18 protein-coding genes and 1 pseudogene are annotated in these 23,010 nt (G+C 37.1%); 12 read left to right on the top strand and 7 right to left on the bottom strand.

The annotated features are described in order from the left end of the window. The first annotated feature begins 210 nt into the window (after nucleotides 1-210). The 6 genes and pseudogenes from B2C77_RS19150 to B2C77_RS19120 all read left to right on the top strand — a co-directional run bounded on the left by B2C77_RS19150 (nucleotide 211) and on the right by B2C77_RS19120 (nucleotide 5,934). A complete protein-coding gene (locus tag B2C77_RS19150; RefSeq protein ID WP_077706504.1) occupies nucleotides 211-1,347 on the top strand; it encodes an MFS transporter in 1,137 nt (378 codons plus the stop codon). A gap of 33 nt (nucleotides 1,348-1,380) precedes the next feature. Beyond that, nucleotides 1,381-1,744: pseudogene (locus B2C77_RS22570) on the top strand (MFS transporter); the annotation flags it as partial. 732 nt (nucleotides 1,745-2,476) lie between these two features. Next, entirely contained in the window at nucleotides 2,477-3,472 is a 996-nt protein-coding gene (locus tag B2C77_RS19135) for a zinc-dependent alcohol dehydrogenase family protein (protein WP_077706503.1), read from the top strand. Between the two features lie 174 nt (nucleotides 3,473-3,646). Continuing rightward, a complete protein-coding gene (locus tag B2C77_RS19130) occupies nucleotides 3,647-4,390 on the top strand; it encodes a MerR family transcriptional regulator (protein ID WP_077706502.1) in 744 nt (247 codons plus the stop codon). A 76-nt stretch (nucleotides 4,391-4,466) separates the two neighbouring features. Then, complete coding sequence (locus B2C77_RS19125) at nucleotides 4,467-5,204, top strand: ABC transporter ATP-binding protein (protein WP_438272970.1); 738 nt, start codon at nucleotides 4,467-4,469, stop codon at nucleotides 5,202-5,204. Then, nucleotides 5,191-5,934, top strand: a complete 744-nt coding sequence (locus B2C77_RS19120; RefSeq protein WP_077706501.1) for an ABC transporter permease — start codon at nucleotides 5,191-5,193, stop codon at nucleotides 5,932-5,934. Before B2C77_RS19125 ends, B2C77_RS19120 begins: the two co-directional genes overlap by 14 nt. A gap of 264 nt (nucleotides 5,935-6,198) precedes the next feature. On the opposite strand, the gene B2C77_RS19115 is transcribed toward B2C77_RS19120, so the two are convergent. Next, nucleotides 6,199-6,972 (bottom strand): acetoin reductase, encoded by a 774-nt coding sequence (locus B2C77_RS19115; RefSeq protein WP_077706500.1) that lies wholly within the window; start codon nucleotides 6,970-6,972, stop codon nucleotides 6,199-6,201. Nucleotides 6,973-7,425: 453 nt separating this feature from the next. Here B2C77_RS19115 and B2C77_RS19110 point away from each other — a divergent pair, with 453 nt between their 5' ends. The 3 genes from B2C77_RS19110 (at nucleotide 7,426) to B2C77_RS19100 (ending at nucleotide 9,918) form a co-directional block, all read left to right on the top strand. Further along, nucleotides 7,426-8,145, top strand: coding sequence for an ABC transporter ATP-binding protein (locus B2C77_RS19110; protein ID WP_077706499.1), 720 nt, complete (start codon nucleotides 7,426-7,428; stop codon nucleotides 8,143-8,145). Nucleotide 8,146: 1 nt separating this feature from the next. Continuing rightward, a complete protein-coding gene (locus B2C77_RS19105) occupies nucleotides 8,147-9,199 on the top strand; it encodes an ABC transporter permease (protein ID WP_077706498.1) in 1,053 nt (350 codons plus the stop codon). Nucleotides 9,200-9,261: 62 nt separating this feature from the next. After that, nucleotides 9,262-9,918, top strand: a complete 657-nt coding sequence (locus tag B2C77_RS19100) for a TetR/AcrR family transcriptional regulator (protein ID WP_077706497.1) — start codon at nucleotides 9,262-9,264, stop codon at nucleotides 9,916-9,918. Nucleotides 9,919-10,146: 228 nt separating this feature from the next. On the opposite strand, the gene B2C77_RS19095 is transcribed toward B2C77_RS19100, so the two are convergent. Both B2C77_RS19095 and B2C77_RS19090 read right to left on the bottom strand, forming a co-directional pair. Then, complete coding sequence (locus tag B2C77_RS19095; protein WP_077706496.1) at nucleotides 10,147-10,587, bottom strand: GNAT family N-acetyltransferase; 441 nt, start codon at nucleotides 10,585-10,587, stop codon at nucleotides 10,147-10,149. A 29-nt stretch (nucleotides 10,588-10,616) separates the two neighbouring features. Next, nucleotides 10,617-11,048: a PaaI family thioesterase gene (locus B2C77_RS19090; protein WP_176087371.1), complete on the bottom strand. Its 432-nt coding sequence runs from the start codon at nucleotides 11,046-11,048 to the stop codon at nucleotides 10,617-10,619. 226 nt (nucleotides 11,049-11,274) lie between these two features. Between B2C77_RS19090 and B2C77_RS19085 the strand changes: the two genes are divergently transcribed. Next, nucleotides 11,275-11,793 carry a hypothetical protein gene (locus B2C77_RS19085; protein WP_077706495.1) on the top strand — a complete coding sequence of 173 codons (519 nt, stop codon included), beginning with the start codon at nucleotides 11,275-11,277 and terminating at the stop codon, nucleotides 11,791-11,793. A gap of 354 nt (nucleotides 11,794-12,147) precedes the next feature. Here the strand turns inward: B2C77_RS19085 and B2C77_RS19080 are convergent, their stop codons facing one another. The 4 genes from B2C77_RS19080 to B2C77_RS19065 all read right to left on the bottom strand — a co-directional run bounded on the left by B2C77_RS19080 (nucleotide 12,148) and on the right by B2C77_RS19065 (nucleotide 16,570). Further along, complete coding sequence (locus tag B2C77_RS19080) at nucleotides 12,148-13,146, bottom strand: LacI family DNA-binding transcriptional regulator (RefSeq protein WP_077706494.1); 999 nt, start codon at nucleotides 13,144-13,146, stop codon at nucleotides 12,148-12,150. A gap of 234 nt (nucleotides 13,147-13,380) precedes the next feature. Then, the gene (locus tag B2C77_RS19075) at nucleotides 13,381-14,157 is read right to left on the bottom strand and encodes a carbohydrate ABC transporter permease (RefSeq protein ID WP_077706978.1); all 777 of its coding nucleotides are present in this window, start codon (nucleotides 14,155-14,157) and stop codon (nucleotides 13,381-13,383) included. Between the two features lie 80 nt (nucleotides 14,158-14,237). After that, the gene (locus B2C77_RS19070; protein ID WP_141130768.1) at nucleotides 14,238-15,128 is read right to left on the bottom strand and encodes a carbohydrate ABC transporter permease; all 891 of its coding nucleotides are present in this window, start codon (nucleotides 15,126-15,128) and stop codon (nucleotides 14,238-14,240) included. A gap of 203 nt (nucleotides 15,129-15,331) precedes the next feature. Continuing rightward, on the bottom strand, nucleotides 15,332-16,570 hold the full coding sequence (locus B2C77_RS19065) for a sugar ABC transporter substrate-binding protein (RefSeq protein WP_176087370.1): 1,239 nt from the start codon (nucleotides 16,568-16,570) through the stop codon (nucleotides 15,332-15,334). Between the two features lie 353 nt (nucleotides 16,571-16,923). On the opposite strand from B2C77_RS19065, the gene bglX reads away from it, so the two are divergent. Together bglX and B2C77_RS19055 are read left to right on the top strand one after the other, a co-directional pair. Further along, nucleotides 16,924-19,104, top strand: a complete 2,181-nt coding sequence (bglX, locus tag B2C77_RS19060; protein ID WP_077706492.1) for a beta-glucosidase BglX — start codon at nucleotides 16,924-16,926, stop codon at nucleotides 19,102-19,104. Between the two features lie 3 nt (nucleotides 19,105-19,107). Then, nucleotides 19,108-22,443 (top strand): GH36-type glycosyl hydrolase domain-containing protein, encoded by a 3,336-nt coding sequence (locus B2C77_RS19055; RefSeq protein ID WP_438272969.1) that lies wholly within the window; start codon nucleotides 19,108-19,110, stop codon nucleotides 22,441-22,443. Nucleotides 22,444-23,010: the final 567 nt, after the last annotated feature.

Here is a 23,010-nt window from a genome sequence, read left to right as displayed (position 1 = left end):
TATGTGATAACTATTTGTTATAACCTTATGAAATAAATATTCTTCTAAATCGTTAATATATTTGCTACAGTACTTAATAGAATATGTTTCTATTATAACATATTGTTATGAGTGGTTACGCATTATGATGGTTTGTAATCTACCTTCAACCAAGGCAGCTCATAATAAGCTTTTAATTGTCATTAGTTAACTGTTTGGGAGGACTAGTTTATGAAGAAGGTCTTAATATTATCATTTGGTATGTTTGCTTTGGGTTTTGATGCTTATATTGTTGCTGGGATAATTCCAGGAATCAGTGAAACGTATCATAAAGATGTATCACAAGTTGGGTTAGCTGTTAGTATATTTACATTGTTTTACGCTTTATCGGCACCAGTATTTGCATCTCTATTTGCCGGAAAGTCAGTAAAAAAGATATTGTTATATTCCATGCTAGTTTTTACTATTGCAAATATCATCACGGCAATCGCTCCGACTTTTACTATTCTTTTAGTATCAAGGGCTATTGCAGGGGCAGCGGCGGGATTATTTTCTCCATTGGCAATATCAGCTGCTTCAGAACTTGTTTCGATTGAGAAAAAGGGTAGAGCTATAGGTTTGACATTAGGTGGGATGAGTATAGGTATAGTGTTAGGTGTTCCCTTAGGTCTATATGTTTTTGACATGTTAAGTTGGCAAGCATCAATATGGTTATTAGTACTCATTGGAGTTGTCGCAATGTTTGGCATACTTGTATATTTACCATCTATTGAAACACCCACACCACCTGCTCTTTTTGAACGTTTAAAAATGTTTCTCGATAAAAAAGTAACGGTAACAGTATGTATAACTTTTTTTGCTAGTATCTCTAGCCTAGGATTATATACATATCTTTCACCATTAATAAAAGAATTTACAGGAACAGGTAATTTGATGATGTATCTTTGGGCATGGGGGTTTGGTGGGTTATTTGGAAGTTTAATTATTGGATATTTAATTGATTATTTTAAAAAGCCGAAAACATTAGTTACGATAATTTTATTAATCTTAACCTTGTCTATTACTTGTATTCCATTAATGATCAATCTACCTCTATTAAGATATTTGCCATTTTTTGTTTGGGGAGCAATGGGTTGGGCCTCTCAGGCACCGCAACAGCATATTTTAATGTCTTACCAACCGAATAATGGAAGTTCGGCAGTAGCTTTAAATAGTTCGCTTAATTATTTGGGTAGTTCAGTAGGTGCTACTTTAGGAGGGGGAGTTCTAGCATTTGGTTTCGGTGCTATATCATTAATATATTTTGCTGTTATATCTATGGTGTTTTCTATCCTTCTACAGTTTTATAGTGTTAAAAGTTTAAATTAAGAAATGAAGTATATTTAAATTCGATTTTAAGAATGGGGACCTAACCGAACAATATCGTTAAGTGTATGTGTTCAAATATCTCTTTGTTTGTACTAGCATTTACACAGTAATGGGCATAGGGGTATTTGTCACACTCGCTTTTTGGGGAGTAGCAACTTGGTCAACGACACCAGCAAAGCAGTTTTATCTGATTTAACTAAAACCACAAACAGTACTCCGTTTTCATACCGCATTAATGAATAAGGGATTGATGCTGTGCTCTGCATTAGGAGGAATCATTATTTAATATACGAATATAGTGAATTTAAGCTGGATTGGTGGATTATTCGTTATAATAGCACTTATTTTTATCAGATATTCTTTCTATCTTAATAAAGATGTTATGAAGCACCATTGACTTTACTGATTAAAAAAATATTCTCCGATATTTTTACCCACCTTTACAGTTGCGAAAAGAGAGGAAATACATGATAGAACCAGGTCGTACCAAGTGGCAAGTTCGCTGTGCATTTCATGTTTTTGTAAACGTATATTGAAGAATGAGGCAATCAATATTTACAACAAAAAGAAACAAAGACCAGTAAAGGAGATCACATTTCCAGATCTTACACCAGAAGAAAATAAACTCTTCACCCTAGATAAGCAATATGAAGGAAAATAAGGTCAAAGTTTTTAAGTGGTTGGAAAGAGATTAATCCGAAGTTACATACTGAAGTTGCGTACTTTGCCAAAGAGGTGAAGGTCAGAGGAGGCATGTCTTTTAAAACAGAATTTGATACTATATGATATGCGAATTTCCATAAAAACTGTTTACCTATAAATTAATTTTAGAAAAGCAATAGTACATTGTTGAAAATAAATTAATGAAAAGTATGGTATTATTTCTGATATTACAAGTGTATTGTGTTCCTATTGGCTATATAATATGAAGTAGATAAGGAACCAAAGGAGGTTGTTAGCTCAGAAGTTGAAGTGATTAGGACAAATAGCAATTTGGCTAACCAAAAGCCTGGAAAAGAAATAAAACAGCATAGAGTTGAAAAAAGAAATAGATTTCCAATAAGGTGTCGTTCATTTGAACTTTCGATTAAATTAACAAAACGGTAATAGATAAGCGAGGGGGGTAAGTTTGCAAGCTACATGTGTGAAATTCTGTGAGTTTGGAGCACCAACTAGAGTGTTACAAGTTGGAAACCAATATTTATCGCCACCAGCAGCCGATGAGGTGCTCGTTCGAATGCTAGCACGTCCAATCAATCCTTCTGATCTTATTCCTATTAGAGGATCTTATGCACATCGTATTTCTTTGCCTAATATTCCTGGATATGAAGGTGTTGGCATCATTGAAGAAGTTGGTGAAGCGGTTTCTAAACAGCTTGTCGGCATGCGAGTCCTTCCTTTACGTGGAGAAGGAACTTGGCAGGAATTTGTGCAAACAAAAAAGGAGTATGTGGTTCCAATTCCTGATGCTATTCCTAATTATATAGCCTGTCAGTTATATATAAACCCGATAACAGCCTGGGTGATTTGTACAGAAGTATTACGCTTAAAAGAAGGGGACGTGCTACTTGTTAATGCAGCTGGTTCTTCTATTGGTAGGATTATGGCACAATTATCTAGGTTAATCGGCATTGAGATGATTGCAGTATTACGAAATGATCATCATAAAAAGGAGCTACAACGATTAGGCGCTGCGCATGTAATTCATTCGACAAATACAACGAAATCCATCTATCATAATGTGATGGAGATCACCAATGGAAATGGTGTAGCAGCTGCAATTGATGCTGTAGGAGGCTTTTCTGGAACAGAGCTAGCTTTGTGTGTACAACCTGATGGTGATTTTTTAACACTTGGTTTGTTATCAGGAGTTCCTGTTGATTGGAAGTTGATTTCGACACAAGTAAAGGTTAATGCGCGTTTATTTCATTTAAGACATTGGAATAAGCAAGTTTCTACACATGATTGGCAAAAAGCCTTCAAACAAATAATTCAATTCATCGTCGAAGGAAAAGTAACTTTGATGAAGCATGCGGCAACTTATCCTTTATTTGAGGTTAAAGAAGCTGTGCAATGTGCTGAAACAGCTCAACCCAATATGGGGAAGGTTATTTTAATAAATTAATAAACAAAACCATCAGTTCAACTGGTGATGGTGTGTATTAGTGTTATTGCCCATCGTATCAAGATTAGATGAACACAACTATCGTTGAAGCTAGAGAATAAATTTCATCTAACTCTCCATTATAACACCAGACTTTCCATCCATGTTACGGTAATAGTATGGGGGTAATAAACTATGTATACGTATAAAACCTCGCAAATTGCTGAATTAATTGGAATTCATCCTAATACAGTACGACTATATGAAGATTTAGGTCTTATTCCAAAACCTAAACGTCAAGTAAATGGCTATCGTATTTTTACGGATCATCACGTAGAACAATTCAGACTTGCCCGACGAGCCTTCCAAATCGAAGTGTTACAAAATGGACTAAGGAAAAAAATGGTCAAGATGGTCAAGACAGCAGCGTTAGGTGATTATGATAAGGCTCTTCAGCTTACCCAGGAATACATAGAACAATTACAAGAAGAACGAAATAATGCAGAAGAAGCTATACGCATTGTGAAAAGGCTTCTATACGGTGAACCAACCCAAAACAAACGGCATATGAAACGAAAAGAGGTTTCTGAATATCTTCATATTTCTATGGATACACTTAGAAATTGGGAGATGAATGGTCTCCTATCTGTGAAACGTAAGAAAAACGGTTATCGCATTTATAGAGATGAAGATATTCGGCAGTTGAAAATTATTCGCTCTCTTCGATGTGCAAATTATTCTCTTGAGTCCATTTTACGCATGCTCCATGCCGTGTCTTTAAATCCTAATACAAATTTAAAAAAAGTACTTAATACGCCTACGAATCAGGAAGATATTATTTCAGTATGCGATAAGTTAATAGACTCATTGAACAAAGCTGAAAGCAACGCGCAAATCATGATTAATCAACTGCAATATATGAAAAATAGATTTTGTTAAACCCTACACTTTAACACCAGCCTTCTCGCTGGTGTTATTCTTTTATTCGACAATAAAATAAGGAGGAGATGTCAAAATGTCTATGCAAGACGTTATTCGTGTGGAGCACCTATCGAAGTCTTTTAATGGGCTACCAGTAATAAAAAATTTGAGTCTTTCCATAAAAAGGGGAGCGGTATTTGGCTTACTTGGTGCAAATGGTGCGGGAAAAAGCACAACGATTGAATGTATGCTAGGTACCAAAAAAGCAGATAGTGGAAGAGTTACTATTTTAGGGAAAAACCCATGGAAAGAAAGAAAACAATTGTTTCAAAGAGTAGGGGTGCAATTTCAGGAAGCACATTATCAAGAAAAAATAACAGTCCAAGAATTATGCGAAGTAACGCAATCTTTTTATAAGAAAACGGATAATTATAAAAAATTATTGGAGCAATTTGGTATTTTTGATAAGCGTAAAAATCTTGTTAGCAAGCTTTCGGGAGGGCAGCGTCAAAGGCTATTCATTGTTCTTGCTCTTATCCCTCAACCAGAAGTTGTTTTTTTGGATGAATTAACAACTGGGCTTGATGAAAGAGCAAGACGAGATGTATGGAAAATTCTTACTAGTTTAAAGAAAAAGGGGCTAACCATTTTCTTAACCTCACATTTTATGGATGAAGTGGAAAATCTCTGTGATGGCATTTGCATTTTGAGGAAAGGGCAGATGGTGTTTCATGGAACAGTTGAAGACGCTATAGCTTCAAGTCCTTTTGATAAATTTGAAGATACTTATTTATGGTATACAGAGGAGGAAATGGGAAATGAGTACCTTTAGAACTATGCTTAAAACAGAATTAAAACTTTCGCTAAGAGGAATGGATATGTTCATTTTTGCTATTTGTATGCCGCTAATCGTGTTAGTCATCCTAGGTATTATCTATGAAGACAACCCTGCTTTTCATGGAGCAGATTATACTTTTTTACAGCAGTCCTTTGGAGCGCTTGTTACCATTTCCATTTTGGCTGGTGGAGTCATGGGTCTTCCATTAGTAATATCTGAATACCGCAGTAAAAAAATACTGAAACGTTTTAAAGTAACCCCCGTTACACCTGTGATGATTCTGTTCGTACAATTAGTCATTTATGCATTATATGCCGTCGCGTCACTTCTGCTTCTTTATCTTGTTGCCGTATTATTTTTCAATTTCCAATTGGTAGGATCGTGGTTTTATTTTTTGGGTGGTTATTTTTTAGTTATGCTATCTATTTTTAGTATCGGCATGATGGTTGGTGGTCTCGCACCTAATACAAAAACAGCTAGTGTATTAGCCATTTTATTGTATTTTCCTATGCTTATTTTTTCGGGTGCAACATTGCCTTATGAAGTTATGCCAGAGGCACTTCAAAGAGTGGCTGATATAATGCCGATGACGCAGGGTATTAAGCTAATAAAAGCGGCCTCTCTTGGAATGGAAATGGACCATGTATTACTTCCAATCATGGTAATGGCGATTGTTGCAGTAATATGTACAGTGCTTTCTATCAAATTTTTTAAGTGGGAATAATGCATGTGATCATATCATTTTGTCCGGAAACGTTTACTTTGGGATATTAGTGGAGTGATTCTGTAAAAGAAGAATCGGTACGTTTATTATTCACGTTTGGAAGTTCTTCTAGCAGTTAAATCCAATATAAATAGATTAATGAATAAAAACAAAATCTGCCGGTCATTTTCCGGCAGATTATTATGAAAGCAACATAATGAGAAAACAATATCGATCTAGCTGAAATGAACAATTGGGGGTGTGTCAGCTATGCCGTTTATTTGTTTATCTATAAACAAGGCCACCATCCGTTAGAATCGTTTGACCTGTAATGTAATCTGCATCATCGGAAGCTAGGAATGAAACTAAGTTAGCAACATCTTCTGGAGTTTGATAACGTTGTAAAGCGATAGCAGAAGAATATTGTTCAAAAGCTTCACCTGGTTTTAAGTTATCGCTATGTTTTACCATTTCTTCATCAATTCTATCCCACATTCTTGTTTTTGCTATACCAGGGCAGTATGCATTCACTGTGATTTGGTGTTTAGCTAACTCTTTGGCTGATGAATGGGTAAAAGATCTTACAGCATGCTTTGTAGCGGAATAAGTACTTAGCATTTCATATGATTCATGGCCAGCAATGCTACATGCGTTAATTACTTTCCCTTTTGTTTCCTGTTTTATAAATTGTTCGGCAGCAGCTTGTGTACCGAATACAGTACCATTTACATTGATTTGGAATGAGCGATTTAGCTCTTCTTCTTCAACTTGTAAGAAAGGTGTAATTGCGTCAACGCCAGCGTTATTTATGAATACATCTAAACGACCGAAATGTGCTACTGTTTCTTTCACTACATTAAACTGGTCTTCTCGTTTGGCAACATTACCAACAACGCCATGGACGTCAAAACCTTCTTCTTTAAACTCTTTTACTGTTTGGTTTAGCATTGGTTCATTAATGTCATGAACGACTACTTTAAACCCATCTTTACATAAACGATGAGCAATCCCTTTTCCTAAGCCTTCTGCGGATCCTGTAACTACGGCTACTTTTTCCATTATAAAGCCTCCCAAAAATGAACTTTTATATCCAATTCCTATTATACCACTCAGTTATAGCCTCGTATTGATAAAAAACGACAAAATGTGACAAAACTATAAACATATAGCAGTTTTGGCTAGGGGGTTTTTAAGCATGTGTAAATAAAACAAGGAAGAAAGTGGTCTTCGTTGGAGATGAAAAAAGGTATGCTAGCAGCTATTCTTTAATTATAGCGTTTTTAGTAGTAGCTTTTTATCACTATAGGAAAGAAAACGTTAGTATATAGAGGGAGTATAAGATGTTTTGATTTATAGTATAATAAAAACAAAGGTTTTTGCCATAAGACTTGGCGACAAGCCAAGTCTTTCTAAGAGGAAGGAAAGCAGATAGGAATTGCATTGACACTTTGTGTGAGTTTTGATTAAATTATAGTGAGTAAGTAATCACTTTATAAAAAGGTGGAGATACCATTGCAACATGCGGTGTCAGTTAAAAATGTTAGTAAGCGTTATCGGAAAAATAACGTGCTACGACAGGTAGATTTGATGATAGGGGAAGGGAGTGTCTATGGTTTAATTGGACCTTCAGGAGCTGGTAAGACAACCTTAGTCAAAATGGTGGTTGGAATGGAAGTTCCCGATCAAGGGGAGATTCATGTGCTCGGACAATCTATGCCGAACTTGTCTTTAATGCAAAGAATTGGTTATATGGCGCAATCGGATGCCTTGTACTTTGAGTTAACAGGAAGAGAAAACTTGCAATTTTTTGGTTCGCTTTATCAATTGAAAACCCAGCAGCTGAAAGAAAGGATAAAGTATGTGGCGGATTTGGTGAATCTAGAAAAAGATTTGTCCAAAAAAGTCTCTACCTATTCTGGTGGGATGAAACGCCGACTATCGCTTGCTATTGCCTTCATTCAAAATCCTGATGTTCTTATTTTAGATGAACCAACTGTTGGCATTGATCCTGCATTACGGCTTAGCATTTGGAATGAATTGTTACGCCTAAAAAACGAAGAAGGAAAGACCATTATCGTGACAACGCATGTCATGGATGAAGCGGAAAAATGTGATTGTATTGCAATGATTAGGGAGGGAGCCATTATTACAACAGGTTCTCCATATGCATTAAAAAAGAATTATAGTGCAAATAATTTAGATGACGTGTTTTTGAAAGCGGGGCGAATGTAGTATGAGGATAAAGGCGATTGTGCGACGTATTTTTAAGCAGATGTTTCGAGATAAACGAACATTAGCATTATTATTGGTTGCCCCTCTATTCATATTGACCCTCATGCATTTGTTATTTAACAGCGAACAAGTAGATCCGCTTTTAGGTATAGAGGGTGCAGATGATAGTTTTATTAATAAGTTAGAAGCAAAAAATATAGAGGTGCAGAAATATACAAATGTTAAAAATGCCCATGCTACAGTAGTTGACGATGAATTGGACGGATTTTTAAAAATGGATGATGAAAAACAGCAACTTACGCTATTAAATAGTGATCCAACGATTTCGCGAACGCTTGAAATGAACATAAAGCAAATAACAAGTAAGATGCAAATTCCTGATCAGATGCAAAAAAGTTTAAACCAAGAGGACAATACAGTTGCCATTTCATATGTCTATGGAAATGAAGATACCGTGTTTTTTGATCGGTTAGGTCCGTTATTTATCGGCTTTTTTGTGTTTTTCTTCGTGTTCCTTATTTCGGGTATTGGTTTATTGAAGGAACGAACGACTGGAACATTAGAACGATTAATGGCTTCTCCTGTTAAAAGAGGGGAAATTGTTGCTGCATATTTAATCGGTTTTGGCATATTTGCTTTATTGCAAACGATTATTGTAGTTTTCTTTGCTGTGAATGTACTTCAAATGGTTTTAATCGGCTCGATTTGGAATGTGCTTCTCATCAATTTGATGTTAGCTTTAGTTGCCTTATCTTTAGGCATCTTACTATCTGCCTTTGCTGAATCGGAGTTTCAAATGATGCAGTTTATTCCAATCGTTGTGATTCCACAAATTTTCTTTTCGGGGATTATTCCACTGGAAGGCATGGCAGATTGGCTACAAGTATTAGCAAAATTAATGCCGCTTTATTACGCTGGAGATGCGTTACAGAGCGTAATGTATGAAGGCTTAGGGCTAGCTGATATAACTGGGGATTTGTATGTGTTACTGTTATTTGCATTCGTACTCATTATCTTGAATTTAATTGGATTAAAGAAATACCGAAAATTGTAACAATGTATTTTCTATGAAGTAAATATTAGGGACGTATTTTGTATAGAAAGGACGGAAGTAATTTGACGTACAACAACTTATTGGATTCCATGATTGCAGAGGCGAAACGTTCTAAAAAACAGACAGAAAAGCAACAAAAGATTATAGAGACAGCAATTCAATTATTTGCTGAAAAAGGGTATGCGAACACGTCTACAAATGAAATTGCCAAACAAGCAGGGGTTGCAGAAGGTCTTATTTTTAAGCATTATGGAACGAAAGAGAATGTATTGCGTTCTGTCATCTTGCCATTCTTCAAATCATCCCTTCCTGGCATGGCAGAAGAAGTATTTGCTGAAGTCCTGCCAGCAGAAACAACGACGTTTGAAGAATTTTTACGTGCGTTTCTTTATAATAGAATTCAGTTCTTTTCTGAGAATAAACAAATTTTACAAGTGGTTATGAAAGAGATCATATACAATGAATCCTTAAAGAAAGAGTTGTTACCTTATTTGGCTAATGAAATTCGTTATCGTTTTAGAAAGGCGATTGAAACGTTTAAAACGAAGCAGGAACTGAAAAATATTCCAACAGATGATGTCGTCAATATACTGCTTTCTGTTTTAGGGGGATTTATCATCTCGCGTTTTGTTATTGTAGATGTAGATAGGATTCATGAATACGAAGTGGAGCAACTAATCCAATTCATTATGGATGGCATACGTCAAAATGACCATTAGACTGTTTCTGCGGTCTTAGGTGAACACATGATATTCTTTTTGTTATAGGTTAGAAATGCACTTTTATTCGAACAGAAGCATGTAAAAATCGGCAACCTTTAGTATAGACATTGCCGAGTTTATTTGTACTATAGGAAAGCATAGGATTTGATTTTTTGGGGTTTATAGTATAAGCAAAACTAAGGCTTCTGCCATAAGATTTGGTGACAATCGAAGTTTTTCTAAAGTTTATAGTTTTTTAACGAAGACATAACTCGTTTTACCATACTCCATTTTTTCTTCGTAAAATTGATGTGCTGACGCACGTTGTAATCCAGAAGAAAGAGAAACAACGTCATAGTTTTGCTTTTTTGCCCAATGTTCAACATAGTTTAAGAGGGTTTTCCCGTATCCTTTTGAACGTAAGCTGGAGTCAGTAACTAAGTCACAGACCCATATGGATTTACCGTTGTATAACGTAATCGTTGGCATAAACCCACAAACAGCCACGATGCGATTTTCATCATATAAAGCAAAAAGTTGGTAATCATTCTCTTCCACCGCTTGTGAGACTAGTTCTATAAAGGAATGCGTATTTAAATGTGTTCTTAATTGTTTCATAATTGGAAAAGCTTCTATCCACTCTTGCTCACTCTTTAATTCTTTGATGGTTGGTTGGGTAATACGCATTATCTTTTCTCCAATCTATTATATGGTAGTTAAATTTTTAATGAAGGGTCAAAGGTTACAATGGTTCCTTGAGCAGTGGCGCAAAGTTTCTTTTCGCCGTTCTTGATTACTTCCACATCACAACGACATACGGCTTGACGTTTTCCGGCATACACTACTAAGCCGGTAGCAATTAAACTTTCTCCAATAGCTGGACGTACATAATTAATCTTGTATTCGGACGTTAATACATGTGGGCCCAAAACAGATCCTCCTGTAAAAGTTAATGCATTATCAGCAGCATAGCTTAAAACACCACCGTGGACAAAGCCATTTTGCTGTAGTAGATTTTCTTTTATTGGTATTTCTAGCACAGCTTCCCCTTCATTAAATGTAGTTAGTTTGGCGCCTACAAATTTGCTAAATGGTTGCGCATCTAGTAATTGTCTTCCTATATAAAGGTATTCATCGTGATTTTTCAACTATGTTTCCTCCTAAAAAATATCTACCCAATTACAGTTAATGGAATATTTATTATTAAATATTTAGAAAATAATGATTAAACTAATCGTAATGGTGAGGCTCGAATATGTCAAGAAAATACAGATAATGATTATAAGGAAGAATTTGCGCTTTTTTTATCATGAAATGAATGATTAGAAACAATGGACATATATTGAAAGTAGGACGAGTAAAGGGGTAAATGGTATGACAATAGCATTATTGCTTATGTTAATAACGATTATTAGTTTGTCTGCGTTTGTGCTTGTTATTACGGTTATGTATCGAAACAACATATCACACATGACTGGAATGATGGTTGCGATGGCTATTGGGATGAGTGCGGGCATTGCCATTGGGGTTATTGTTGGTATACTCTTAAGTGGCAATTTATTTCAGTCCACTGTTATTGCGGTGCTGATTGGGATGGTGCTTGGATGCTTGGTGGGTATTCCTGTCAGTATATGGGCTGTGTTAGATGGCGCTTTATCTGGTGTGATGGGTGGCATGATGGGATCGATGTTGGGAGAAATGATCATGCAAGAATATCAAGATCCCTTGATTCGGATTATGTTTATGCTGTTTTTATGGACCATTGTATTCATTTTGTGGGGAATACGGGAAACTGCTAGTGAAGGCAAAAAAATGTGGAACCATCCAGCCATAACAGTGATCATTTTTATGTTAATCATCATAGGTTTTCATCAATTTGGATCACTTGTTTAGGTTATTAAGTTGAATATAGTGCGGTGGCGCCGTTTGTGTGTATTTGAATGGATGTAACTATACTAGTTTATCCCGTATATAAGGTGCTGTAAGGCTCCCACTTTAAGAATAAGAGATGTGGCTGAACAAGTCTAAGTGGGAGATAACAGCACCTAAATCCCCTTTTTCGTAAGAGGTCTTTAGGACATACCCTTGCCGTACTAACAATCAGTGGGGGATGAAAGAAACCCTCACTGATTGAAGATTCACTTTATATCAAACAACGCGTAATAGAAGAATGGGGGAGAGCCCCCCACATCAAAAATAATTGCCTGTAGTTATTACGTTTCATTTGTATGCTGTTTGGTAGAATTTTCAGGAGATAGTCCTCTGCATTACAGATTGCCGCTTTACTAATTCGGTTGATAATGTGTATTGATGGTCGACTTTTTCTCCTGCTAATACTTGAAAAATAACATGAACGGCTAACGAACCTGCTTCATATTTTGGTTGTTTTATTGTTGAAAGCGGAGGAGAGACATATTCGGCTAGTTGAATGTCGTCAAATCCAATAACGGATAAGTCATTAGGGACAGAAATATCATTTTCTCTTAACGCTTCTAATCCACCTATAGCCATTTCGTCATTGGCATAAAAAATAGCATGTGGTAATTGACGTTGTGCAATGAGCATCTTGGTTGCGCGATACCCGCTTTCTCGAGTGAAGTCACCGATGATTTTCCATTTGGACTTATAAGGGATGTTGTAATCTTTTAAAGCATCCAAGTACCCTTGGAAGCGAAGTTGATTATCGTGCGAGTTGTAAGGACCGCTCACATATGCAATTTCGCTATGGTCATGTTGGATTAAATGCTCTGTTGCTAAATATCCGCCATGGATATTATCAACTTCAATATTATAAATAAAGCTACTATCTAAATTTCTATCCAATACAACAAGCGGAAATCCTTTACGAGCGGATTGCACGGTTACCTCGTCGCTAATATTATGTGCAAGTATAATCGCCCCATCTACCCGTTTTTCTTGTAAAAATTTTACCGCCGTAGAATCTGCCCCACCGATAGAGCTGCAGGCAATTAAGTCAAAGCCGTTTGCAGTAGTTACATCTTGCACGCCTTGAATTAACTCTGAGTAATAAGGACCTGACAAATCGCTCAAAATTAACGCGATCGTATTTGTATTTGTCCTTTTTAAATCAGAAGCTAAGCCATTCTTTCTATAGTTTAATGACTTTGCCGCTGCTGCTACTTTTTCTTTTGTAGTTTGGCTTACTTTATCGCTATTGTTTAACGCATAAGAAGCAGTAGATACTGCAACTCCAGCAAGCTTTGCTACATCTTTTATTGTTGCCATGCATACACTTCCTCCATTAAAAACATAAAAACGATTCCATGCTTCTATTATTGTATCTTAGATTGATGTCGTTAGCACTATCTATTCAAAAATGTGGTCGTCCAAACGGTTCTGTAGTTAATTTCGGCGTTTAGATAGCTCATGTGAAGAAGAGTGATATAGCCTAGTTTATCCTCTTATAACTGTAAAACGTTTCAAGTTGCTTTGCTACACTTGAACATCACTAGTGTTTTATTATTTAATACCGGACATGGTAAAACCTTCCACAATGTATTTTTGAAAGAAAGCAAAGATGATAATAATTGGTACAACCATAAAGGCTGCTCCTGCCATTTGTAAAGCAAAATTATTGCCATACTGGCCTTGTAATAAAGATAAACCTACAGAAAGCGTATAGAGGCTCTCGTCATTCGCGATAATTAAAGGCCATAAGAAACTGTTCCATGCGCCGATAAATGCAAGAATTCCTTGTACGGCAAAAATAGGTTTAGCAATAGGAATAATAAGCCGGAAAAAAATATAAAATTCTCCCGCTCCGTCTAAACGTGCAGCTTCAATTAAATCCGTTGGTATCGTGCTCATAAACTGTCGGAATAAGAAAATGCTAAATGCTGCGACTAGACCTGGCAAAATAATACCCGGTAACGTGTTGGTGAGGCCCATTCCATTAAGTAATAAGTAAACAGGTATCATCGTTACTTGGCCTGGGATCATCATAGTTGCTAGAACAAGATAGAATATTTTTTCCCTGCCTTTAAATGCAAACTTAGCAAAACCGTATCCTGCCATGCCGTTAAACAATAAGCCGACAAACGAAAAAGCGACGATAATTAATGTATTTCGTAAATAGACTAAGAAATTTAATTCTGTAAATAGGTGCTTAAAATTATCCAGCGTTGGATCTTCCGGTAATATAGTTGGTGGAATGCGCAATGCTTCACTCTCAGGTTTAAAGGCACTTGTTATCATCCAAATGAATGGAATGGATACTAAAATTCCGCCAATAATCATAAGCACGGTGATAAGGGTTTTTTCTGTTTTCCCTTTTGTTGAATGTATAGAAGCCAAGATAAATCCCTCATTTCATAAGGTTAATATTCTGTATCGGATTTTCGAAGTTTAAATTGAATTAAAGTAATGATAATAATCATGATAAACAATACGAAAGAACCCGCAGCAGCATAACCAAACTCACTAAATTGAAAGCCCTCTTGATAAATAAACAATGCAATAGATAGTGTTCCGTCTAGTGGTCCGCCTTGTGTCATCACGTAAGGCTCTTCGAAAAACTGCATCCAGCCAATTAACGTCGTTACAGTTACGAAAAAGGTTGCATATCTCAATAAAGGTAACGTCACATTAAAGAATGTCTGAATGCGGTTGGCGCCATCCATTTTCGCTGCTTCATAATAAGCTCTAGGTATTCCTTGCAGGGCAGCGAGAAAAATAATCATATTAATGCCAATACCTTTCCAAACTGCGAGGATAATAAGCGAAATTTTAGCAATGGTAGGCTCTTGAAGCCAAGGTATATTTTCTACAGAAAGTAAAGATAGAATATAATTAAATAAACCATACTCTGTGTTGTATAAATAGCCCCAAATGACGGCGACGGCAATAATATTCGTTATAGATGGCATGTAGTATACCGATCGGAACATAGAAAACAGTTTATTGCTTCCGTAGTTCAGCATGAGTGCAATACCTAATGAACAAATAATGACGAGCGGAACGCCAATGACAACATAAAATAACGTGTTGAAAATAGATTTGATAAAAGTATCATCAGCAAATAGGTTTTGATAGTTATCAAAGCCGATCCAACTGATGTTTGACCAATTTGCTAATCCTTTTAAATCGAGATCTGTAAAGCTAATAAAAAAAGCGATCGTAATCGGAATAATACTGAAAATAATTAATAAAGTAACTGCAGGTGCAATGAACATGTAGGGATGTCGATTACGGAATTTTTGTTTAAACATTTTTCTTAAACCACCTATCGTAATGAAACGTATTTTGGTGGAAGCATATAAGGTCGCTGGATATCGCCTTATATGCTTCTTTATCATAAAGTGAACCTTTAAGTAGTGGGGGATTATTTCATTCCCCACTTACACTTGTTCAGCTCCCATCTTCCAATTTTTGAGTGGGTCTACTGCACCTTATCACCTTATATTGGGAGAAATTATTCTTCTAATAGATCTTGCGCAGTTTTGTTAAATTGCTCTATTTCTTTCTCTAAATCCGCCCCGCCTGCATTGACGCGTTCTAACGCGCTAAGTAATTCTTGGGCGATGCGTTCAAACTGTTCTGTTTGAAGTCCTGCTTTTGCTTCTTTCAATTGCTCGCCAAATACGCTATACATTGGATCATCTTGTAATATTGGATCTTCCCAGCTTTCTAGCTTAGAAGGTAGTGTATTAGATATATCTAACCATTCAAGTTGTGTTTCTGTTTCATTCATATAGGAAAGGAATTTCAAGGCATTCTCTACATTTTCTGAATTATGGAAGATAGATAATGTTGCTCCCCCCATACTAGAAGCGTTTGTTTCGTTACCTGGCATAACAGCTGGCGCCCATTTTCCCTCTATGTCTGGAGCTTGTTCATTGATAATATTTACCATCCAAGGGCCGCTGAAGAACATTGGTTTTTTCCCATTTGCAAATGCTTGGACAATATCCTCGCCTTGCTCTACTTGGCTGGATCTTTCTTTAAAGAAGCTTGTATAATACTCCATAGCACCTAAAAATTCTGGTGTGTCAAAATTTAATTTGCTTTCTTCCAAGTTTGCCTCATAACCATTTTGCCAAGCGAAGATAAATGGCATAATTTGATCATTTTGGTCAATATCTATTCCATATTGACCTTCACCACGGTCTGCTAGTTTCTTTGCTGCGTCTTGTAATTCCTCCCAAGTTTCCGGAGCTTTATCATAACCTGCTTCTTCTAATATATCGGTGCGGTAATATAGTACGCGAGTGTCTACATACCATGGAATACCAACGATTTGGTCATCATACTGCATGATTTCTGCGGCACCATCAAAATAATTTTCTGCTGCGAATTCTGGATGCTCTTCCATATATTCCGTTAAATCTAATAACGCTCCTGCTTCAGCAAATTCTGGCACCCAAGTAGTACCTAATTGCAGGATATCTGGACCATTTCCAGAAGCTACTGCAGTTAATAGTTTATCGTGGGCGCTATCCCAAGGAATAGCTTGTACATCTACTTTAATTCCTTCATTGTCTTTTTCAAATTTATCTGTCAGTTGCTTTAACAGCTTACCTTCCTCACCCATTGCCCAAACGGTAATTTCACCGTCTTTATTTCCACTGTCTTCTTTAGCAGCTTCCTCGTTTCCGCAAGCGCTTAATGCTAGTAAAGCTAGGATAAAAGTTAATACCAACCATTTTCTCATAATAGAAACACTCCTTTATTTTATTGAAACGTTTCGATAAACTGATTATAATAAAATTTGAAGTCGCTTTCAACTGTTTTTTTCATATTTGCTTACTTTTTTTGTTTTACATTCAATAAATGTTAACAAATCAATGGTTTGTTCTTGATTTTATCTTGATGTTGTTTGACTATAGGTAATAAAACACTTATAATCCAAAATATAAACATCATTGAAACGTTTCGATTAAAGCGGTTTTTTGTTTATACTATAGGAAAGTATAAAAGTTTAAAGGTTTATAGTATAAGAAAAACTATGCCATTCGCCATAAGACTTGGCGAAAAGCCAAGTTTTTCTAATAAGGAGGGGTAACAATGAAAGTAAATCAAATAAAAGATTTAGTCAGCAAAATGACTTTAGATGAAAAAATCGGACAAGTTATCCAATTAGCCACCCCGTTTTTTAAAGGGGCTTCTGATGAGGGGCAAATAACTGGACCGATGAAAGAAATGCATATACCTGATAACATGCTGCAACATATAGGGTCCGTTTTAGGTGCATCGGGTGCCAAGGAAACGAGGTCGATCCAAGAGCGATATTTACAGGATAGCAGATTACGCATTCCCTTGCTTATTATGTCCGATATTATTCATGGTTATAAGACCATTTTTCCAGTTCCATTAGCCATCGGTTCTTCTTGGGATTTAGAACTTGCTGAAAAAAGTGCAACAATTGCTGCTAAAGAAGCAGCCGTTAGCGGTGTGCATGTAACCTTTGCACCGATGGTTGATTTAGTACGTGACCCACGCTGGGGAAGAGTCATGGAGTCTACAGGTGAAGATTCCTATTTAAATAGTGCGTTTGCAAAAGCGCAGATTCGTGGGTTTCAAGGTTCTGATTTAAAGCATGACCACGAAAGCGTTGCTTCCTGTGTGAAGCATTTTGCTGGTTATGGTGCAGCTGAAGGAGGCAGGGATTATAATACGGTAAACATGTCAGAAAGAGAATTACGCGAATCGTATCTCCCAGCTTTTAAAGCAGCCCTTGAGGCAGGTAGCAAATTAGTGATGACAGCCTTTAATACGGTTGATGGAATTCCGGCAAGTGCAAACAAATCATTAATGCGTGACCTTTTACGTGAGGAATGGAATTTTGACGGTGTCGTTATCTCTGATTGGGGCGCTGTGAAAGAATTAATTCCGCATGGTGTGGCAGCAGATGAAAAAGAAGCAGCTATGAAGGCCATTACAGCAGGTGTAGATATAGAGATGATGACTGGATGTTATGCAAATTACCTGCAACAGCTCATAGAAACAAATGAAATGGATGTGGAACTTCTAAATGAAGCGGTGATACGAATTTTAGAGTTAAAAGACGAATTAGGATTGTTCGATGATCCATATCGAGGTGCAGATGAAAAAAGAGAAGCAGAAGTTGTTATGTGCTCTGCGCATCGACAGGCAGCACGTGACATTGCCGCTAAATCTTGTGTGCTGTTAAAAAATGAGCAAGATGTGTTGCCGCTTGCTAAAACGCAAAAAATGGCACTTCTTGGTCCGTTTGCTAATAGCAACGATATTCTTGGCCCTTGGTCATGGTTGGGAGATAGGAATGAAGCAATAACATTAGATGTAGGGATGCGAAATCAGCTACCTGCTTCTCAGTTATATGTAGCGAACGGTTGTGGAGTGAATAATCATTGTGAACAGGATCTTTCTAAAGCAATAGAACTTGCTAAGCAATCGGATGTTGTTGTTCTAGCTTTAGGAGAAAGCTCTGAAATGAGCGGTGAGGCCGGTTCAAGAACAAATATACAATTGCCACAAGCGCAACTACATTTAGTAGCAGCGGTAGCTAAGTTGGGTAAACCAACTGTTGCTGTGTTATTTAATGGCAGACCGCTCGATTTACATGGGGTAGTTGATCAAGTGGACGCAGTGCTTGAAGCATGGTATCCAGGAACAGAGGGTGGTACAGCGATTGCAGACATTCTCTTTGGCGATGTCAATCCGTCTGGAAAGCTTACGATGTCGTTCCCGTATAATGTAGGACAAATTCCTGTATACTATAACAGCTATAATACAGGGCGCCCTCAAGGTGCTATCAATGCTCAAGAACGATATGTATCACAATATTTGGACTGTCCGAATGAGGCTTTGTTTCCATTTGGCTACGGGTTAAGCTATACCCACTTTAAATATAGTGATCTAGAGCTTTCTTCCGATTTGATGACACCAGATAAACCAATAACGGTTAAGGTCAAGGTAACAAATGCAGGTGATGTTGCTGGTGAAGAAGTGATCCAACTCTATATTCGTGATTTAGTCGGCGAAGTGGTGCGTCCGCTTAAAGAATTAAAAGGATTTCAAAAGATCTCTTTACAGCCGGGTGAAGAAAGAGTCGTTATGTTTACGTTGACAGAAGAACAGCTTCGTTATCACCATGCCGATCTTTCCTATCATAGTGATGAAGGAAGATTTGATTTGTGTGTTGGAGCAAATAGCCAAGATGTCATGGCACTATCGTTCAATTTACACAAGACGAAAGGAGAATAAGCTTTGACAACAGGAGACAAATTTCAGATAAAAGCGCAAGATATTACGTTTACATTTCTCCAAAGCGGCGACATTTACGAAATTGCTCATAAGAATACAATGATCAATCAGCTGTTGTCGAACCCGATCGATGGAGCGTTAAATAATATTTATTTACGCATTTATCGTCAAGGGAGAATAGTAACCGCACCGTTATTGGGTGTTCAATCGAACAGCGAGATTTTCGTTGCAGAGGATCACGTGAAGTGGCAAGGTAGCTTTGAAGAAGTAAACTATGAAGTTACTTTCTATTTAACAGGTGCAGGTGTTTGGTTTTGGGATGTTTTGTTAGATGGGAAAGATGTCGAGGTCGATCTTATTTATGGGCAAGACTTAGGTTTGGCTGATAAAGGAGCGGTGCGCTCAAATGAAGCTTATATGTCGCAATATATGGATCATGCTATTTTCCAAGATAACGAACAGGGGTATGTCGTTTGCTCTAGACAAAATCAACCGCAAGCAAGCGGATTCCCATATATGCAACAGGGTGCTTTAGGTAAAATTATTGGCTACTCTACAGATGGCTTTCAATTTTTTGGTTTATCGTATAAAACGACAAATCAAGCTGAGGTTTTAACGAAACCTAGTTTGGCAAATGAAAACTATCAATATGAATTCGCCTATACTGCATTACAATCAGAGAAGCTTGCTTTAAATGGAAAGCAGCGGTTCGTATTTTACGGTTTGTTTAAAGAAAATCATTCCACTGCTGTTCGGGAGTTGGAATTTAAGGAAGAGATTCAAAAAGCGTGGAAAGAATTAAGCAGAAGTAAAAGGGATCATGCCCCCGTAGAGAGGGTACGTTTAGTGCCCAGTATAGGTGCGCCACTTACCGCGTTGGAAATGACAATAGCAGAATTAAACACTTATTTTCCAAATCGGCAGTTGGAGGAATATAATGAATCGACATTGCTTTCCTTTTTTACGGATACGTATGAGCATGTAGTTCTCAAGCAAAAGGAAGAGCTGATCGAACGACCACATGGACATATTATTATGAGTGGACATAATGACCGGGTGAGAGACGATACGATGGCAACGACGTCGTATATGTATGGCATTTTTAATTCGCAGCTTGTTATTGGTAATTCATCTATGAACAAAATGCTGACAAATGCACGAAACCCGTTAAATATTATGAAAACTTCAGGGCAGAGAATTTATATTCAAATTGATGAAACGTATCATTTATTAACCATGCCTTCTCTATTTGAAATCGGTTTTAACTATGCTAGATGGTATTATAAATTTTTGGATGATGTAATTGTCATTACCAATCTTATTAAGGTAGATGATGCAGTGCTTCAGCTACATGTAAGGTCAGAAAACGGGAAAGCGTATAGATTTATAGTTACGAATCAATTAACTATGAATAATAATGAATATGAAGTTCCTTTTCATATCAAACATAATGGAAATACCGTTGTTTGTACGGCTGATTCTAAATCGGATAGCGCGACTGTTTATCCTGATTTAAATTATTTTATGCACGTTACAGGTACAGAGTTGACGGTGGGGGATGAGCGACAGCTAGCAACAAATATTTCCCCACTATCTGCATCACTTTTAGTCTTGTCTATGAGTCCTACAGCAGAATGGAAATTAAACGTAAAAGGTTCGTTATACAAGCAAGAACAGCTTGTTCAGTTGTTAGATATTCCAGGAGAAATCGAGCGTTATCGTGCGTATTACCGGCATGTGAACAAAGGATTTAAACTTACATCTTCCGGTTCATCTACGAGGGATTTGGAGAAAATAAATGCGTTGGCTTGGTGGTATACGCACAACATGCTCGTACATTTTTCATCGCCGCATGGTTTGGAACAATTTGGCGGAGCTGCTTGGGGTACTCGTGATGTGTGTCAAGGACCAACGGAATATTTTATGGCAACGCAAAATTATCAAGTGGTACGTGACATCATTAAAATCGTTTTCTCTCATCAGTACGAAGATCAAGGCAACTGGCCACAATGGTTTATGTTTGATAAGTATCAACATATTCAGCAGGAAGACAGCCATGGTGATATTATTGTTTGGCCGTTAAAAGTAGTTGCCGATTATTTGGAGGCTACAGGGGATTATGGCATCCTAGAGGAAGTTGTTCCTTATACAGATCGTACTACTTTCAAGTTGACAGCAAGGAAAGCTACGATTATGGAACATGTACAAAAAGAAATTAATTATATGAAAAATCATTTTGCTCAAGATACGTATTTATCTCTATATGATGATGGAGACTGGGATGATACGTTGCAACCTGCGAATGAGAATTTGAAGAAATATATGTCTTCCAGCTGGACCGTTGCATTAACGTATCAGGTGTTACAGAAGTTGGCTCAAGTGTTAGTTAGCTATGATGAACAGGAAGCATTACAGATGCAAGAGCTTGCTGCGGGGGTGAAAGCTGATTTTAATCAATATATTTTATCAGCAAGTGTTGTTCCAGGATTTGTGTATATGGAGAATCCGGATCAGATAGAATATATGCTTCACCCATCTGATGAAAAAACTGGTATTCAGTATCGGTTATTACCAATGCAGCGCAGTATTATTAGCGAGCTGTTTACCAAAGAGCAGGCGGAAAAGCATTATCGGTTAATAAAAGACAAGTTATATTTCCCAGACGGCGTTCGGTTAATGAATCGCCCTGCTAACTATAAAGGTGGCGTTAGTACACATTTCAAACGAGCTGAGCAAGCGGCAAATTTTGGTCGAGAAATAGGCTTACATTATGTGCATGCGCATATTCGGTTTGTCGAAGCAATGGCTAAGCTTGGTTATGAAAATGAAGTGTGGAAAGGCTTGTCTGTCATTAATCCAATTTTAATTCAAAACGAAGTCCCTCATGCAGAGATACGCCAGAGTAATGCGTATTTTAGCAGCTCGGATGGCAAATTTGCTACACGCTATGAAGCGCAGGAGAACTTTGATCAGCTACGTACTGGCAATGTTCCAGTGAAAGCGGGATGGCGCATCTATTCGAGCGGACCAGGAATATATATCAATCAATTAATTTCTAATGCCCTAGGCATCCGCTATCAGCAAGGAGATCTTGTGATTGATCCTGTGATACCGGATGAGTTGGATCAATTGGAATTCGCATTTCAATATGATAGCAAGCCAATAACATATCATTATCATCTTAAAGAAGGTAAAAAGCAGGTCGTTGTAAATGGTAAAAACGTTCATTTTACGCAATTAACAGATAATCCTTATCGCGAAGGCGGTATGGTGATAAAAACTGCAGAGTTGGAAAAACATTTACAAGCTGGAGAAAATAATATTGAAGTTTATTTGTAAAGACGAGGCGCATGCCTTGTCTTTTTTTTGCAAGATAAGAAAGTATAAATGTAGTGGCTTATGTATAACAACATAACCGAATAAGCTACATTCCGCGCCCAGCAACGAGGCGACTTTATGAGATCGCCCTACGCTAAGTCATCATTTGTTCGTGTCCTAAGAGGAAGACCGACTAAAAACGGGTATGTCTTCGTGCGTCGGCATACCCCTGCTTTAGTGGCATGAGTCCTAAATCTTTCGTTGATTCGTCCAGTCACTACGTTGCAAAATGGTCGCTTGGGCTCTTTGTTCCACAATAGAATTTTAGTTTTATAGTATAAGTAATTTGGAAAATATAAGAAAACGCCTTCGCTCGTAGTTAGTGAAGTCAGCTACTTAATAGGAAGTCATACATAAAAATAGTAGAAAGAAGAAATCTATAGGGTTACTTCTTTTAACGTTTCTATTACATTTAAATGAATATTTTTCAAACCGTTTACAAAAGGCTAACAAGTGTATGAAATCAAGCGTTTTTATATGAAAATGGCGTTCAAAACGGGTAAAGTAAATAGTGCATCATATACAAGC

The organism is Virgibacillus dokdonensis, assembly GCF_900166595.1.
Taxonomy (GTDB): Bacteria; Bacillota; Bacilli; order Bacillales; family Amphibacillaceae; genus Virgibacillus; species Virgibacillus dokdonensis.
Note: the sequence above shows the minus strand (reverse complement) of the source record. Positions and strands in the feature narration are given on the sequence as shown.

Bases quoted from the DNA above. Each gene is read 5' to 3' on its own strand.
- B2C77_RS19115 (WP_077706500.1), bottom strand. From the start codon at position 6,972: ATGGAAAAAGTAGCCGTAGTTACAGGATCCGCAGAAGGCTTAGGAAAA.
- B2C77_RS19075 (WP_077706978.1), bottom strand. From the start codon at position 14,157: ATGATTATTGGCGGAATTTTAGTATCCATTCCATTCATTTGGATGATA.
- B2C77_RS19105 (WP_077706498.1), top strand. From the start codon at position 8,147: ATGAGGATAAAGGCGATTGTGCGACGTATTTTTAAGCAGATGTTTCGA.
- B2C77_RS19085 (WP_077706495.1), top strand. From the start codon at position 11,275: ATGACAATAGCATTATTGCTTATGTTAATAACGATTATTAGTTTGTCT.
- bglX (WP_077706492.1), top strand. From the start codon at position 16,924: ATGAAAGTAAATCAAATAAAAGATTTAGTCAGCAAAATGACTTTAGAT.
- B2C77_RS19130 (WP_077706502.1), top strand. From the start codon at position 3,647: ATGTATACGTATAAAACCTCGCAAATTGCTGAATTAATTGGAATTCAT.
- B2C77_RS19095 (WP_077706496.1), bottom strand. From the start codon at position 10,587: ATGCGTATTACCCAACCAACCATCAAAGAATTAAAGAGTGAGCAAGAG.
- B2C77_RS19070 (WP_141130768.1), bottom strand. From the start codon at position 15,128: ATGTTTAAACAAAAATTCCGTAATCGACATCCCTACATGTTCATTGCA.
- B2C77_RS19080 (WP_077706494.1), bottom strand. From the start codon at position 13,146: ATGGCAACAATAAAAGATGTAGCAAAGCTTGCTGGAGTTGCAGTATCT.
- B2C77_RS19150 (WP_077706504.1), top strand. From the start codon at position 211: ATGAAGAAGGTCTTAATATTATCATTTGGTATGTTTGCTTTGGGTTTT.
- B2C77_RS19125 (WP_438272970.1), top strand. From the start codon at position 4,467: ATGTCTATGCAAGACGTTATTCGTGTGGAGCACCTATCGAAGTCTTTT.
- B2C77_RS19120 (WP_077706501.1), top strand. From the start codon at position 5,191: ATGAGTACCTTTAGAACTATGCTTAAAACAGAATTAAAACTTTCGCTA.
- B2C77_RS19065 (WP_176087370.1), bottom strand. From the start codon at position 16,570: ATGAGAAAATGGTTGGTATTAACTTTTATCCTAGCTTTACTAGCATTA.